This window comes from Echinicola rosea (genome assembly GCF_005281475.1).
GTDB classification, from domain to species: domain Bacteria; phylum Bacteroidota; class Bacteroidia; order Cytophagales; family Cyclobacteriaceae; genus Echinicola; species Echinicola rosea.
The window spans coordinates 1,520,010-1,532,723 of record NZ_CP040106.1 but is presented as its reverse complement, the minus strand read 5'-3'; the positions used below and the strand labels follow the sequence as shown (position 1 = coordinate 1,532,723).

Annotated in this window: 18 protein-coding genes; 17 read left to right on the top strand and 1 reads right to left on the bottom strand. The window is 42.8% G+C overall.

Annotated features, from left to right (window positions below; all coding sequences use genetic code 11):
- The first annotated feature begins 4 nt into the window (after window positions 1-4).
- A complete protein-coding gene (locus FDP09_RS06390; protein WP_137401863.1) occupies window positions 5-775 on the top strand; it encodes a S1/P1 nuclease in 771 nt (256 codons plus the stop codon).
- A 189-nt stretch (window positions 776-964) separates the two neighbouring features.
- On the opposite strand, the gene FDP09_RS06385 is transcribed toward FDP09_RS06390, so the two are convergent.
- On the bottom strand, window positions 965-1,963 hold the full coding sequence (locus tag FDP09_RS06385) for a GlxA family transcriptional regulator (protein WP_137401862.1): 999 nt from the start codon (window positions 1,961-1,963) through the stop codon (window positions 965-967).
- A 116-nt stretch (window positions 1,964-2,079) separates the two neighbouring features.
- On the opposite strand from FDP09_RS06385, the gene FDP09_RS06380 reads away from it, so the two are divergent.
- The 16 genes from FDP09_RS06380 to FDP09_RS06305 all read left to right on the top strand — a co-directional run bounded on the left by FDP09_RS06380 (window position 2,080) and on the right by FDP09_RS06305 (window position 12,600).
- Window positions 2,080-2,490 (top strand): VOC family protein, encoded by a 411-nt coding sequence (locus FDP09_RS06380; protein ID WP_137401861.1) that lies wholly within the window; start codon window positions 2,080-2,082, stop codon window positions 2,488-2,490.
- A 4-nt stretch (window positions 2,491-2,494) separates the two neighbouring features.
- Window positions 2,495-2,911 (top strand): VOC family protein, encoded by a 417-nt coding sequence (locus FDP09_RS06375; RefSeq protein WP_137401860.1) that lies wholly within the window; start codon window positions 2,495-2,497, stop codon window positions 2,909-2,911.
- A 7-nt stretch (window positions 2,912-2,918) separates the two neighbouring features.
- The gene (locus FDP09_RS06370) at window positions 2,919-3,446 is read left to right on the top strand and encodes a DinB family protein (protein WP_137401859.1); all 528 of its coding nucleotides are present in this window, start codon (window positions 2,919-2,921) and stop codon (window positions 3,444-3,446) included.
- The gene (locus FDP09_RS06365) at window positions 3,436-4,002 is read left to right on the top strand and encodes a dihydrofolate reductase family protein (protein ID WP_137401858.1); all 567 of its coding nucleotides are present in this window, start codon (window positions 3,436-3,438) and stop codon (window positions 4,000-4,002) included. Before FDP09_RS06370 ends, FDP09_RS06365 begins: the two co-directional genes overlap by 11 nt.
- A 10-nt stretch (window positions 4,003-4,012) precedes the next feature.
- Entirely contained in the window at window positions 4,013-4,366 is a 354-nt protein-coding gene (locus FDP09_RS06360; protein ID WP_187328811.1) for a nuclear transport factor 2 family protein, read from the top strand.
- Window positions 4,367-4,378: 12 nt separating this feature from the next.
- The gene (locus FDP09_RS06355; protein ID WP_137401856.1) at window positions 4,379-4,756 is read left to right on the top strand and encodes a VOC family protein; all 378 of its coding nucleotides are present in this window, start codon (window positions 4,379-4,381) and stop codon (window positions 4,754-4,756) included.
- A gap of 170 nt (window positions 4,757-4,926) precedes the next feature.
- Window positions 4,927-6,321: a fibrobacter succinogenes major paralogous domain-containing protein gene (locus FDP09_RS06350; RefSeq protein ID WP_137401855.1), complete on the top strand. Its 1,395-nt coding sequence runs from the start codon at window positions 4,927-4,929 to the stop codon at window positions 6,319-6,321.
- Between the two features lie 275 nt (window positions 6,322-6,596).
- On the top strand, window positions 6,597-7,889 hold the full coding sequence (locus tag FDP09_RS06345) for a site-specific integrase (RefSeq protein ID WP_137401854.1): 1,293 nt from the start codon (window positions 6,597-6,599) through the stop codon (window positions 7,887-7,889).
- Between the two features lie 61 nt (window positions 7,890-7,950).
- Complete coding sequence (locus tag FDP09_RS06340) at window positions 7,951-8,655, top strand: hypothetical protein (RefSeq protein WP_137401853.1); 705 nt, start codon at window positions 7,951-7,953, stop codon at window positions 8,653-8,655.
- Window positions 8,656-8,822: 167 nt separating this feature from the next.
- A complete protein-coding gene (locus FDP09_RS06335) occupies window positions 8,823-9,107 on the top strand; it encodes a helix-turn-helix domain-containing protein (RefSeq protein ID WP_137401852.1) in 285 nt (94 codons plus the stop codon).
- A gap of 3 nt (window positions 9,108-9,110) precedes the next feature.
- Window positions 9,111-9,686: a hypothetical protein gene (locus FDP09_RS06330; protein WP_137401851.1), complete on the top strand. Its 576-nt coding sequence runs from the start codon at window positions 9,111-9,113 to the stop codon at window positions 9,684-9,686.
- Window positions 9,676-10,377: a DUF6291 domain-containing protein gene (locus FDP09_RS06325; RefSeq protein WP_137401850.1), complete on the top strand. Its 702-nt coding sequence runs from the start codon at window positions 9,676-9,678 to the stop codon at window positions 10,375-10,377. Before FDP09_RS06330 ends, FDP09_RS06325 begins: the two co-directional genes overlap by 11 nt.
- 21 nt (window positions 10,378-10,398) lie before the next feature.
- Window positions 10,399-10,770 carry a hypothetical protein gene (locus FDP09_RS06320; RefSeq protein WP_137401849.1) on the top strand — a complete coding sequence of 124 codons (372 nt, stop codon included), beginning with the start codon at window positions 10,399-10,401 and terminating at the stop codon, window positions 10,768-10,770.
- A 1-nt stretch (window position 10,771) separates the two neighbouring features.
- Window positions 10,772-11,449 carry a hypothetical protein gene (locus FDP09_RS06315; protein WP_137401848.1) on the top strand — a complete coding sequence of 226 codons (678 nt, stop codon included), beginning with the start codon at window positions 10,772-10,774 and terminating at the stop codon, window positions 11,447-11,449.
- A 71-nt stretch (window positions 11,450-11,520) separates the two neighbouring features.
- Window positions 11,521-12,153 carry a hypothetical protein gene (locus tag FDP09_RS06310; RefSeq protein ID WP_137401847.1) on the top strand — a complete coding sequence of 211 codons (633 nt, stop codon included), beginning with the start codon at window positions 11,521-11,523 and terminating at the stop codon, window positions 12,151-12,153.
- A 111-nt stretch (window positions 12,154-12,264) separates the two neighbouring features.
- The gene (locus tag FDP09_RS06305) at window positions 12,265-12,600 is read left to right on the top strand and encodes a hypothetical protein (protein ID WP_137401846.1); all 336 of its coding nucleotides are present in this window, start codon (window positions 12,265-12,267) and stop codon (window positions 12,598-12,600) included.
- Window positions 12,601-12,714: the final 114 nt, after the last annotated feature.

Genomic DNA, 12,714 nt, shown 5'->3' with positions numbered 1-12,714 from the left:
AACCATGAAAAAGCTTTTCTTTGCGCTTGTGCTTTGCACCATGATAAACTCCCTATCCTTTGGTTGGGGAAAAACAGGTCATCGGGTAGTCGGACAAATTGCCGAATGGCACCTCAGCAAAAAGGCCCAGCGAAACATTCAGGCCATACTAGGGCCGACATCCTTGGCCATGACTGCCAACTGGATGGACGAAATCCGCTCAGACAGGGCATATGACCACGCTTATACCTGGCATTTTTTAACCGTCCATGAGGGCAAGGGCTATGAGCCTGAGATCCAAGAAGAAGATGGAGATGCCTATGGCGTCATGCTGAGGCTGATCGATGAACTCAAAAACAAGCCCCTATCTTTGGTCAAAAGACAAGAAAACCTGAAAATGCTCATTCACATCGTGGGCGACCTCCATCAACCACTCCATGTAGGCACCGGTGAGGACAAAGGCGGCAACGAAGTGGGAGTTACTTATTTTGGCCAAAGCACCAACCTACATACCGTGTGGGACACCAAGGTCATTGACCGTCAAAAGCTGAGCTATACCGAGCTGGCCGATCACCTCAACAGAAAAGCTGATAAGGAAACCGTAAAAAAACTCCAGGCTGCCTCATATGCCGACTGGCTAAATGAAGCTGTCCAGTTACGGGATATCGTTTACGACTTGCCAGAGAGCAAACGATTATCTTACGAATATGATTATGTTACTTTTCCCGTAATCGAACAGCGCCTGCTGGCTGGCGGCATTAGGTTGGCGGGCATTCTCAATGAAATTTACGGTTAAGAGGGTTGGAAAATTGCTAATTACCTGAGCTCGACTTAATTTTAGTATTAAAAGCTTCATTGCGAACCCTTTCAAGGAGGATGTGGGTTGCTAAAGGGTGTGGCAACTCGCCGCGGCGAGCTGCCACGGCTTCCACCCCTCATATCTCCCTCTAAGCCTCGCAGTGACGATTTTATAATCGAACTGAGGTTAATTGGACAAGAGCGCTTTCTTTACCTCTTGGGGAGCGTACTTATTTCGGTACTGTACAGGAGATAGACCAGTAACTTTTTTGAAAACCGATCTAAATGCCTTCGTATCGCTATAGCCGACATCGTACATTACCTCACTGACATTTTTACGGCCCTTTTCTAGTGCTTTCTTGGCTGCTTCGATTTTCACACGCTGCATATACTCTACAACAGTATTGCTCGTAGCTTGCTTAAATCTCCGCTCAAAACTCCTCCTGCCCACTCCAAATCTACTGGCCAAGTCATCTACAGTGACTTTATCCTGAAAGTTATCCTCAATGTACTTTTGGGCATTGAGCACGGCATCATCGTGATGTTCTTTTTGGCCACTGAAAAGAATAAAGGGAGACTGACTATTACGATCAATGTCAATCATGAATGATTTGGCTGCAAGGATTGCCGCTTCACGGCCTTGAAATTTCTCGATGAGATATACCAGCAAACTGGTAAAGGAAAATGCTCCACCACTGGTATAAAGTCCATCCGAATCCGTAAGAATTTTGTCATCTACCATAATTGCCTTGGGATACCGCTTGCGAAAGTCATTGGCAAACTGCCAATGGGTAGCCACTTTTTTCCCATCCAACAGTCCCGATTCGGCCAGCAAAAATGCACCAATACACAAACTGGCTACTTCAGCCCCAGCCTTGTACTGGCTAATAATCCAAGGAAAAAATGGCCTATTGTCCTCCAGTACCTGGTCGATATCACCATGAACCGCTGGAATAATGATCAAGTCCGTCTTATGCACTTCGCTAATCAGCCGTCCAGGATTGATTTCATAAATCCCGGTGCTTTGCAATGCAGGCTGAGAGAGACCGGCCAGCTGAATGTCAAAGTATGGCGGACGTCCCGATTGCGCCAGCCATTCATTTACCCAACTAAAAATATGGTGGGTTCCCTCTATGTTGACCAAACTGAAATGTCCCTTGGGGACGAGAATCGTTACATGCTTCATGCTACTAAGATAGGCAATAAACCCGTCGCAATCAACCCCTTAGTTAGTCGTATTTACACACCTGCAATGTATAGAAAGTCTTGTAAATTTGTATTGAACCTAAAATAATAGACATCATGCCAAGTAAAATTTTCGTAAACTTACCGGTTAAGGATCTCTCCCAATCTAGAGCCTTTTTCGAACATTTGGGTTTTAATTTCAACCCACAATTCTCCGACGAGAAAGCCGCATGTTTGGTCATCAATGAGGATAATATCTACGTGATGCTCCTAACGGAACCATTCTTTAGGCAGTTTACCAAAAAAGAAATCGCAGACGCCAACAAGACCACCGAGGTGCTCATTGCCATTGATATGGACAGCAAAGCTGCCGTAGATGAAATGGTTACAAAAGCAATCGATGCGGGAGGCAGCACTTATTCGGCCCCCTTGGACCAAGGCTGGATGTATCAGCACAGTTTTGCTGATCCCGATGGCCACCAATGGGAACTTTGTTTTATGAACGAAACGGCAATACCAAACGACTAACACCATGATCAAGATAAATCCTTACATAAGCTTTGACGGAAACTGTCAAGAAGCCATGACCTTTTATCAGCAATGTCTGGGAGGTGATCTAAACTTAATGACCATGGCAGATGGCCCCATGGCCGAACAGACACCAAAGGAACAACTGGCCCAAATCATGCACGCAGAACTCCGCAACGGTGATCTGGTACTGATGGCTACTGACATGCAAGGGGCAGATGGTCACAAGCCAGGGAATGACATGGGCATTCAGCTTACCTTTGATAATGAAGCCGAAATACACCGATGCTTTGATCAGCTGGCCAAAGGTGGCAAAGTATATGAACCAGTGAGAAAACAGTTTTGGGGCGATACTTTCGGTGTCCTCCGAGACAAATTCGGTAAGAAATGGCAAGTCCTCTTACCATTGGATCAAAAATAAAAGATTTATGAACGCAGCTAAAAATGTATTTGAAGCCTTTGAGGAAATCAGCACACAGTTGATTTCCCACTTGAAGGACCTATCAGAAAACCAGCTCAACAGCATTCCTTTTGAAGGCTCTTGGACCGCTGCACAGGTTGGGAACCATCTCTTCAAATCTTATGCGGTGGCATATACCTTGAAAGGAAATACCGCGGCATGTGATCGACAAGTAGACCAAAAAGTATGGGATATCAAAAACGTTTTTTTGGACTTTACAATAAAGATGGCATCACCAGAAGCGATCCTTCCTGATAACAACCCTATCTCTAAAGCTCAACTTATCCGTCAATTAACCGAAAGAATCGAGGAACTGAAAGCACTAAAAGATGAAGATCTCCATCGGGTGTGCCTGGACTTCATTATTCCAGAATATGGTGAATTTACCCGATTGGAATGGATGTGGTTTACCATTTTCCATACGCGAAGACATGTTTATCAGCTAGAAAAGATCATTGCCAAGCTCCCCAAAAATTCTTACCACAATGTCTCTTAACCCTACACCACGGCGCAAGATCATTTTGTCCATGATGGTGTCTCTGGATGGATATACTGAAGGCGAGAATGGAGACATCAGTTGGCACGTATGGAATGAGGAGATGGATGCCTATATGATGGATTTCTTTCCCTCAGTGGACACATTTATCTACGGCCGTAAATCCTATGAACTAATGTTAAAGCATTGGCCTGAACAGCAAGGGGCATTTGCCCAAGTGATGAACGATACGCCAAAACTGGTCTTCTCCAAAACACTCAAGGTCGCTGAATGGAATGGGAAAATCATTGATCGTGTCGATCCTAAATTTATCCAATCCCTAAAAGCTAAAACTGGAAAAGATTTGGTACTCTTTGCCGGATCATCCATCGCAGCCTGTTTTATCCGCAATCATCTGATTGATGAATACCGTATTATCATCAATCCCGTTATATTAGGTAAGGGGAAACAGCTATTTCAGGATATCGAACTTCCCTTTTCTTTGGTACTAAAAGAATCCAGGCAATTTGCAAACGGCAATACGCTGCTGCATTATGCCGACCCAAAAGCACTTTAAACCCATCATCATGACCGAAAAAGGAAAATTTCTAAAGAAGTTCAACGAAGCTTTCGCAGCCAGTGATGTAAACTATATCGCAGCACATGTCACAGACGATATCGAATGGACCATTGTCGGGGACAAGACCTTGAGGGGCAAAGCAGCGTTCATTGAAGCTCTCGAAAAAATGGCCGTAGATACGGCAGGAAAGGCAGAAATAGCGCAGATCATTACGCATGGCAAAGAAGCCGCCGTCAGGGGTGCGATCATCATGCCCGCGGAAAAAACCAGAAAGTTTGCTTTCTGTGACACTTATGTGTTCAGTGGATTTAAAAATCCAAAAATCAGTAAAATGGTATCTTTTGTTCAAGAAATCACATAAACCCAAACCATCATGTTATCAACCAGCACCGCATTCAGCAGTTTTTCCGTAAAAGACATCAAAAAAGCCCGGCATTTCTATGGTGACAAATTAGGCCTGACCGTAACGACAAACTCCATGGGCATTTTGGAGGTAGAGACCACCGGTAATCAGCCCATCATCATCTATCCCAAGCCTGACCATCAGCCTGCAGTCTTTACCGTATTGAATTTCCTAGTGGATGATATCGAAAAGGCCGTGGACGCATTGATTGCCAAAGGCATCGTCTTCGAACAATATACCGGTGATATCCAAACCGATGCAAAGGGCATCTGCAGAAGTGACCAAGGTCCCCAAGTCGCTTGGTTCAAGGACCCAGAAGGAAACATTCTATCGGTCTTGGAAGAATAACAGGTAGGCGACTAGATGCTATAGACCAGTAGCACAAACCAATACATTTTTATACATTAAAACATACTTATAGGTATTTTATACACATAAATATGTTTTCTAAATAAAGTAGCGAATTATTTGGCTAACTTTCAGACGATTATTTTTATTGTCAATTTACCTTTTTTACCATGAACAAAAAAAACTACTTTATCCTGATTTTCTTGCTTGGGCTATTGTCCAGCTGTATGCAAGAAGCTACCGAAAATGCTCCACGGCTTGGAAAAGTCTCGTTTTCCAGTATTGTTTTTGAGGACCTGAAATCCTCTCAGCCAAACAGCCGCACGACCTCCCTCTCGGATTGGCAGCATGTTTTGCCCGAGGAAGCAGAGGTATTATTTACGCATAAGGACACCGGTCAGGAATATATGCTGACGTACAATCCATACGATTTACTGGCCGGAGCCACCATCACTTTGCCCTATGGGCCATACACCTACTACACCAAGGTATGGGGAGCAGATGAAGCAAAATACTTGCCCTACAAGCTAAGCGGTGAGTTTGACCTTAACAGCTCCCAATTGAATATCACGGTCAAGGCCACCACTAAGTTTGGCCTGATCACCGTGGATGCTACGCATGTAAAGGAGGCATACCTCGATAATGGCAAAGCCCTTCAACGGACCGAAGATGGTAAATACTACTACCTGTATGTAAAAAAAGGCAGCCGTAGGAGCCTTACGGTGGTGGAAAACTTTCATAACCAACCCTTGCAGCAAGAGCTTACTTTACAAGGATATCGCCATTACCATTATAAGCTGGAACTGACAGAAAATGAAGCGGGACCGAGCCTCATTAGACTCAACCTCGGAGAGTTTCATTTTGACTTCAACAATGTCAACATAGCTGGAGAAGGCCAAACGGTCACTGACGCGGAGGGCAATGTCTATCCGATCGTTAAAATCGGAAACCAATACTGGATGGGAGAAAACCTTGCCTCCAGTACCTATTGCAATGGTGAAACTATCCCAGCTCTGCAGCTGCCAATGAAATGGGAAGAAAACCCCTATCACGAATATGTCCTAACAAGAGGTGATGGAGCCAGGGAAGTCACCAATTTTTACTACCCCGCATCTGTGGCCTTAAGCGATGAAAATATCTGCCCGTGCAACTGGCATGTGAGTACTGATGAAGACTGGAAGACCCTGGAACGGTACCTGGGCATTGACGAGAGTGAAATGGAGAGTACCTCTCATCTTCGAGGAATTGGTGCAGAGCTGGCCGATAAAATCATGGCCAATGATTGGACAGATTATTATTCTCCAGCGCTCACGGGTATTCGTATCACGAACACAAGTAGGTTTTCTGCATATCCCACGGGAGGAGTGGATTTTGATTATGAAAGTGGCTACTATTTTGGGATCAATACTGCCTCAGCGGCTGTATGGTATAGCACTACCACTTTAGGAGAAATTATTAGCAGGACCATTTTCCCTAACGGCAATGGTGTTTACGATGGCTCAGGAATTTCTCGGGGAAGATCTCTCTACGGACGCCACATGCCCATCAGGTGTGTGAAGGATTGATTTGTCAGCATATTGGCCATTGACTTTATGCAAAAAGTAAAAAGACCTCTTCAAAAATCAATTTGAAGAGGTTTTTTTGTAGTCCCGACAGGACTACATACATTTTGATTAACATAGACTATAATACACTCCATATTACTGAATAACAGCATTTTAAAGCTACTCCAACATCAAGAACAATCCAATAAAATAATAAACAATCAAATTTTTTTGTCCCCCATTGTGTCCCCCAATATCAAAAACGCTATATTTGAATATCCAATCAAAGTTCGTTTATGGCAGAATTCAATTATTACCTTCGGGACAAGGGTAAAGACGGGGAGACACCAATTACGCTTTTCATATCCTATAACAGTAAAAGGCTGAAGTATCCCTCACTGGAAAAAATCCATCCCAAATTATGGAACGACAAAAAGCAATTGGCCAAAGAGGTACAGGCTTTCCCGGCCCACAAGATTTTTAATGACACCCTTTCCCATATCAAAGGCACTGCAGAAAAAGTATTCAGACAGTTAAAGCTAAAACTGGAAAGGTCCCCATTACCCTCCGAGCTAAAAGATCAGCTGGACATTGAGCTAAACAGGGCCGCAATAAAAGAACATGAAACAGATAAGCCTATAACTCTAATTGAGCTTTTCGACAGGTTCATTACAGAGGCAGAAAACGGGATCAGGCTTACAGCCACCGGTAAACGATACGATAAAAGGACAATCCAAAAGTACAGGACCACAAAGAACAAGCTGGCAGAATTTGGGAAATCATATCACCTTACCTTTGACACCATCAACCATAGCTTTTACTCCAAGTTTGTTGCTTATTTGAATAATGAAGGATATAAGCTGAATTCAGTAGGTAAGTACATAATGATTATCAAAACCTTTTTGAACTATGCTACTGAAATGGGCTACAATACCAACATGTACTTTAAATCCTCTAAGTTTAAAGCCTACAGTGTCACAGGGTTTTCAATATACCTAACAGTCAAAGAACTTGAGGAGCTATACAAAGAGGACTTATCAAAAACCCCTCACCTCGAAAGGGTGCGGGATCTATTTTTAGTTGGGGCCTGGACTGGGCTTAGGTTCTCAGATTTCACGACTATTAAACCGGAAAACATACAGGATGGTTTTTTACACATCAAAACACAGAAAACAGGTGAAAAGGTGATAATACCTATCCATCCGACAGTTAAGGCCATCATGGCAAAATATGAGGGCAAATACCCTAACAGTTTACCCCCTCCTATCTCTAACCAAAAAATGAACGACTATCTAAAGGATATCACCAAACAAGTGGAATGTTTGGAAGAGGTAGTAGAGGCAGAATACATTAAGGGCGGCCATAAGGTAACGGAAATGAGGCCAAAATGGGAATTTGTAACAACTCACACGGCTAGAAGGTCATTTGCGACCAACGTCTATAAAAGTGGTTTTCCGGCTATTAGTCTTATGAAAATCACAGGCCACCGAACAGAAAGTGCGTTCTTGAAGTACATTAAAGTAAAGCCGGAAGATGTAGCCGTACAGTTGGCAGAACATTGGAAAGAATCAGTTTTAAAAGTTGTTTGATATGGACAATATGATTCATAAAATCGTCGAAAACCTTTACAATGACAAGGATTTTAGCAATATGCAAAAGCTGTTTAGCTTTTTCAGCATTAGGGATAAAGAAACTTTGAAATACCGAACCTTGGATACAGAAGCAGGATTTGAAGAAATACTTACCAGGGAAATTGGCAATACTAGAAACATTGATGCTATAGAACCTATTAGAGAAAAGTTAAAGATTTGGCTAGTTTCCCTTACAAAGGAACGTGAGAAAGGAGGCAAAAGCAGGTGCAGCGTTTTGGAAGTGAAAACCAACCAAGAAGGTACCACATCATTGGTACGTGTTGATACAGGAAAAAAATACCACGAACTTACCGGACATTTCTTTGACTGGCTGGATGGACTAAACAGTGAAGTAAATTCAAAGCCACGGCCCATCAACAAACATGAGCACCTAAAAACTTTTGATGACCTATTCCCAGCTGGTAAAGCAGATGCATACATAACCATTCTGAAAAAGGAAACTTGGCAGGGAGGTATGGGCAGGCTGGTAGATGTTAATGATGTTTGGATAGGGATAAAGGAGGCGGGAATGGTGTATCTCGAAGAGCTCAAAAAAGCCAATGTAATATCCGTGCCTATGAGTACAGCAACGAAATTGATGCAAACAAAATTCAAAGGGTTTAAGGACCCGAAAAAGAAAATAGACCCTACTGACAAAAGTCACATGGCAAACTTATTCAGGGAACCATTTAAAGCTATAATAAACAGTATAAAAAACAGTTGATAGCCCCATTACCACTAAATCAAAACCCGAACGGATAGCCCTTTCGGGTTTTTTACTTTTCAGTAGGTTGATATTTTTTTATCGGAAAAAAATCGGAATCCGACTATCCGACTTAGCACCTAAACACATTGTTCCATATTTGACCCATAACAAAAACACAGACAGAAATGGAGCTAATAGTAAGCACACCCGAGCAACTACGATCAATCATTGCTAGCGCCCTAGAAGAGTACGGTATTAAACACCAATCACCGGTCAAAAGTCCGGAAACAAAAAAAGAAAAATTCCTTACCCGCCAAGAGGCGGCAAAAACCCTAAAAGTAACATTACAGACCCTCCACAATTGGACAAACAGCGGGTTACTGAAAAGCTACTCAATCGGCGGTAGGGTACTTTACCGTACCGATGAGGTAGAAGCAGCCCTAACCGAAGTAAAAACTGTTAAGTACTAAGCAATGGGAAATCAAAAAGCAAAAGCCCCACAAGGGCAATCCCGTTGCAAGGCTTTGACTGCTAATGGTGTCCAATCAAATGCAGCCCTCAAAGATGTCGATTTCCCATGGGATTTGAAAACCTTGTCGGCTTTAAAAATCAAGGAAATAAGAGCAAAGTACCCCAATGTCCCGGAGCATGCACTGGCAAAGCCCAAACCATATAAGGACAGCACCGCCAACGGACTTACCAAATGCATAATCGATGCCATCAACCTATCCGGCGGCCAGGCCGAGAGAATCAGCAACACCGGACGGGTGATAGATAACTCATACACCTACACCAATGTAGTGGGACAGCAAAAGACCATTGGCGGGGTTAAGTTCGTGCCTGGCACTGGCACCAACGGTACTGCTGACATAAGCGCCATATGGCAGGGAAAAAGCCTTAAAATAGAGTTAAAAATTGGCAGGGATAAATTAAGTGAAGCCCAAAAAAGGTACCGGGACAAAGTGGAGGCCAGTGGAGGCATTTACATAGTGGCTCGAAGCTATGAAGGGTTTGTGGAGGCGCTGGAAAGGAGGTTGAATGATGAGTGAAAAGAAGTCATTCGTTCTTTACAATGACCTTATTGAGGTTGTGAAGGAGCTACCCATGGAGAAAAGAGGCGAGCTATTCACTGTGATCCTTGAATTCGTTAACGGTGAAAATATTGAAATAAACGACCTGCTAATCAAGGTTGTTTTCGCCCCAATAAGGCAAGCTCTTATTCGAGACCGTGAAAAATATGAGTCGATAGTAGAGCGAAATAGAGAGAATGGAAAGAAAGGAGGACGCCCGGCAAAACCCAAAGAACCCAGTAGGTTTTCTGGCAACCCAGCAAAACCCAAAAAAGCCGATAATGATATTGATATTGATATTGATATTGATATTGATAATGATATTTTAAGTTTTCATAATCAAGATCCTTTACCAGTTCAAAAAGCCACCAAGGACATTGCATCATTTTTCAACATCACAGAAATGTCAAACACCAAATCCTACATGGCTATTGGTGATTTTGCAAGATGCCTGTTTGAACGGGGCGACCTAAAGGATTTGGCAATACAGTTTAACGCCTACAGGAAACTAAAAGAGGCCAACGGGTTTAAACATGGATGGCAAAAGTACATTGGAACCCGTGAGGAAAAATACAACAATGGGGCATGGTGTGAAAAAGACTGGACAAAAGAGAAAATTGAAATGTCAGAAGATGACAAGCCAAAAAAACTAAGCTATTCCATAAAATAATTAAACCAAAAAAATAATACCATGACAGTAGCAGAGCAAAAAGCAGCCTTGACAGAAAAGCTCAAAGGCGCACCACAAAAATTTATCGACTACAATCTAAGGTCTATTGAAAGAATGAATTTCAAAGACGAGGATGATTTTAACGGCTATGCTGATGAAGTAGCCAACGACCTGCAAGAATTGCAACAGCTGCAAGCCAATGGCAAGTTGAAAGGATTTGGAGGCCATCCAGGTAGGGCAAGCAATAGCCAAGCTGATGATGATTCCCAAAAGGCGAAAATAAATGAAATCGTCAGGAATATGCTTAGAATTCCCCCTAAGCCAAATGCAACCGATAGCCCGAAAAAGCTAAGCAAAACGAAAAAGATGGTAAAAAACATAATGAAATATTGATATGCTAGTAATCAAGTTTAAAGAGAAAGAGAGAAACCACGCTGCAGCTAAATTGAACCAGTTTAGACTTAACCAGCTACCTGGATTGGTGGAGGCCTATGACAAATTTGTAGAAGAAACAGAACTAGAGCCACTGGATAAGGCCCTACTAAAGGATATCATGGGGCATGGTATTGGCCCAGTTGAGTTTCTGATTGAGAAAAAGGTAAAGACCTTTCCAAAGCTTACACAGGGCCATGCCCTTGAAGAGGCCTATAAGCAAATGAACACCATCCTAAAGCCGGCCATCACCGAACTGCAGCAATGGAAGCAAGACCTTGCCCCAAATATTGGGAAGTTTCCGTATGAGCTGATCGATGTCGATAAGATGCCGATATCTGAGGATCTTACCATGACACTGGAAGGGGTTAACACCTACATCGAGGAGAATAGGCACCTCTTTGAGGTAGCAATTAGCGATCCGGTTGATTTGGAATTGCACGACAAGTACACTGCCATGATCAAGGCCTTCAATGAGTTTGTTGGCTATGCGCAAAGCAATGATGTGCTACTCCCTAAGGATGTAAATCGCTTGTTTGACATCAACCAATTAGAAGGGATTCGAATGATAAATGCTGATTCCTCTAGGTTTTTGCCACACAAGACTAATGCCTATTTCAGGAGCCTTAATGTCAAATGATAAGGGCGGGGCTTTGTGCCCCTCCAATTTTCCTTGTGAACACCATCCCTAAAAATTTAGGTTAAACTAAAATGGCAAAGATAGCTACATTTCCCCCTATTATCGATTTTACGCCCTATATCAGCATTTCAGGATTAAAAAAATGGGCCAGTTTTGAGCCTAACACAAGATCGGAAGGTCACTATAACCTCGAAAATGGAGCCGGAAGTGTTTATATTTTCCTCTCAATGGGTGAATTCCCTTACATGGAGCTCACATATTCCTATCGGGGAAGGTCTACCAGGGATGCCCTTAAATTGGTCTCTATACCCTCCAATTTGAACTTAGGTAAGGTTTGGTATTTTCAGTGCCCAATTACTGGTAAGCGGTGCCGCAAGCTTTACAGCGTTGGCGACAGGTTTGGCCACCTTAGCCTATTGGATGGAATGTACGAACAGCAAACCTATTCTAAAAAGTACCGAGAGATGTGGGCTACCTACGGATGGGAGCTGGACATCGGTAAGTTACGGGATCAAATGAGCCAACCAGGATTTAAAAAGTACTACAAAGGAAAACCAACAAAAAGATACCTTAGAATTCAAAAGAAAATAGATGAAATAGAGCTGAGGGCTTCGATGGAGATGGAAGCAAGAATGAAAGAATTAGATAAGGAACGGGAACAGTTAGAAAAATTCATTAATGGTTTTCCCGAATGGAATTTTTGACCACGATAGCCTACATACGGCTACAAAAATCAACCTCCACACCATATCAAAGCAATTAATCCACATAAGGGGGCAAAACAGGGGACACATACCCCTTAAAATCAAAAAAACATGAAAGATATCGAATCACAGAAAACACTCATTAGAGAGCTGAATAACCTACGAAAAAGCTTAGTCACTTTGGAAGAGATCCCGGATACGGACATAATGTTTAAGAACTTGGTTTATGCCTGCATGGCAGTAGTCGAAAACCTCCACGCCTACAGGGTGAACCAAGCAAACCAATTTGGCAAAGAACTGGCTGTAATGGCCCGCAAATCAATCAATATATCAAATAAAATCAACCACCTGGACGGTGAAGAAGCGGAACACGCCAAGGTATTACTGGACGAGCTGACAAAGATATTGAACAAAGCCCAAATCCGGAATAATCTACTTGGACTTTGAATACTTCTACTGTATTCATACAGACGCCCCAAACGTCTCTTAATGACCCTCTTTGGGGCTAAATTATTTCAGCGCTCAAACATTTCACAAACATCCACCATTCACTGACATACT

Bases quoted from the DNA above. Each gene is read 5' to 3' on its own strand.
- FDP09_RS06305 (WP_137401846.1), top strand. From the start codon at position 12,265: ATGAAAGATATCGAATCACAGAAAACACTCATTAGAGAGCTGAATAAC.
- FDP09_RS06390 (WP_137401863.1), top strand. From the start codon at position 5: ATGAAAAAGCTTTTCTTTGCGCTTGTGCTTTGCACCATGATAAACTCC.
- FDP09_RS06380 (WP_137401861.1), top strand. From the start codon at position 2,080: ATGCCAAGTAAAATTTTCGTAAACTTACCGGTTAAGGATCTCTCCCAA.
- FDP09_RS06375 (WP_137401860.1), top strand. From the start codon at position 2,495: ATGATCAAGATAAATCCTTACATAAGCTTTGACGGAAACTGTCAAGAA.
- FDP09_RS06310 (WP_137401847.1), top strand. From the start codon at position 11,521: ATGGCAAAGATAGCTACATTTCCCCCTATTATCGATTTTACGCCCTAT.
- FDP09_RS06370 (WP_137401859.1), top strand. From the start codon at position 2,919: ATGAACGCAGCTAAAAATGTATTTGAAGCCTTTGAGGAAATCAGCACA.
- FDP09_RS06345 (WP_137401854.1), top strand. From the start codon at position 6,597: ATGGCAGAATTCAATTATTACCTTCGGGACAAGGGTAAAGACGGGGAG.
- FDP09_RS06335 (WP_137401852.1), top strand. From the start codon at position 8,823: ATGGAGCTAATAGTAAGCACACCCGAGCAACTACGATCAATCATTGCT.
- FDP09_RS06325 (WP_137401850.1), top strand. From the start codon at position 9,676: ATGATGAGTGAAAAGAAGTCATTCGTTCTTTACAATGACCTTATTGAG.
- FDP09_RS06385 (WP_137401862.1), bottom strand. From the start codon at position 1,963: ATGAAGCATGTAACGATTCTCGTCCCCAAGGGACATTTCAGTTTGGTC.
- FDP09_RS06320 (WP_137401849.1), top strand. From the start codon at position 10,399: ATGACAGTAGCAGAGCAAAAAGCAGCCTTGACAGAAAAGCTCAAAGGC.
- FDP09_RS06330 (WP_137401851.1), top strand. From the start codon at position 9,111: ATGGGAAATCAAAAAGCAAAAGCCCCACAAGGGCAATCCCGTTGCAAG.
- FDP09_RS06360 (WP_187328811.1), top strand. From the start codon at position 4,013: ATGACCGAAAAAGGAAAATTTCTAAAGAAGTTCAACGAAGCTTTCGCA.
- FDP09_RS06350 (WP_137401855.1), top strand. From the start codon at position 4,927: ATGAACAAAAAAAACTACTTTATCCTGATTTTCTTGCTTGGGCTATTG.
- FDP09_RS06340 (WP_137401853.1), top strand. From the start codon at position 7,951: ATGCAAAAGCTGTTTAGCTTTTTCAGCATTAGGGATAAAGAAACTTTG.
- FDP09_RS06365 (WP_137401858.1), top strand. From the start codon at position 3,436: ATGTCTCTTAACCCTACACCACGGCGCAAGATCATTTTGTCCATGATG.
- FDP09_RS06355 (WP_137401856.1), top strand. From the start codon at position 4,379: ATGTTATCAACCAGCACCGCATTCAGCAGTTTTTCCGTAAAAGACATC.
- FDP09_RS06315 (WP_137401848.1), top strand. From the start codon at position 10,772: ATGCTAGTAATCAAGTTTAAAGAGAAAGAGAGAAACCACGCTGCAGCT.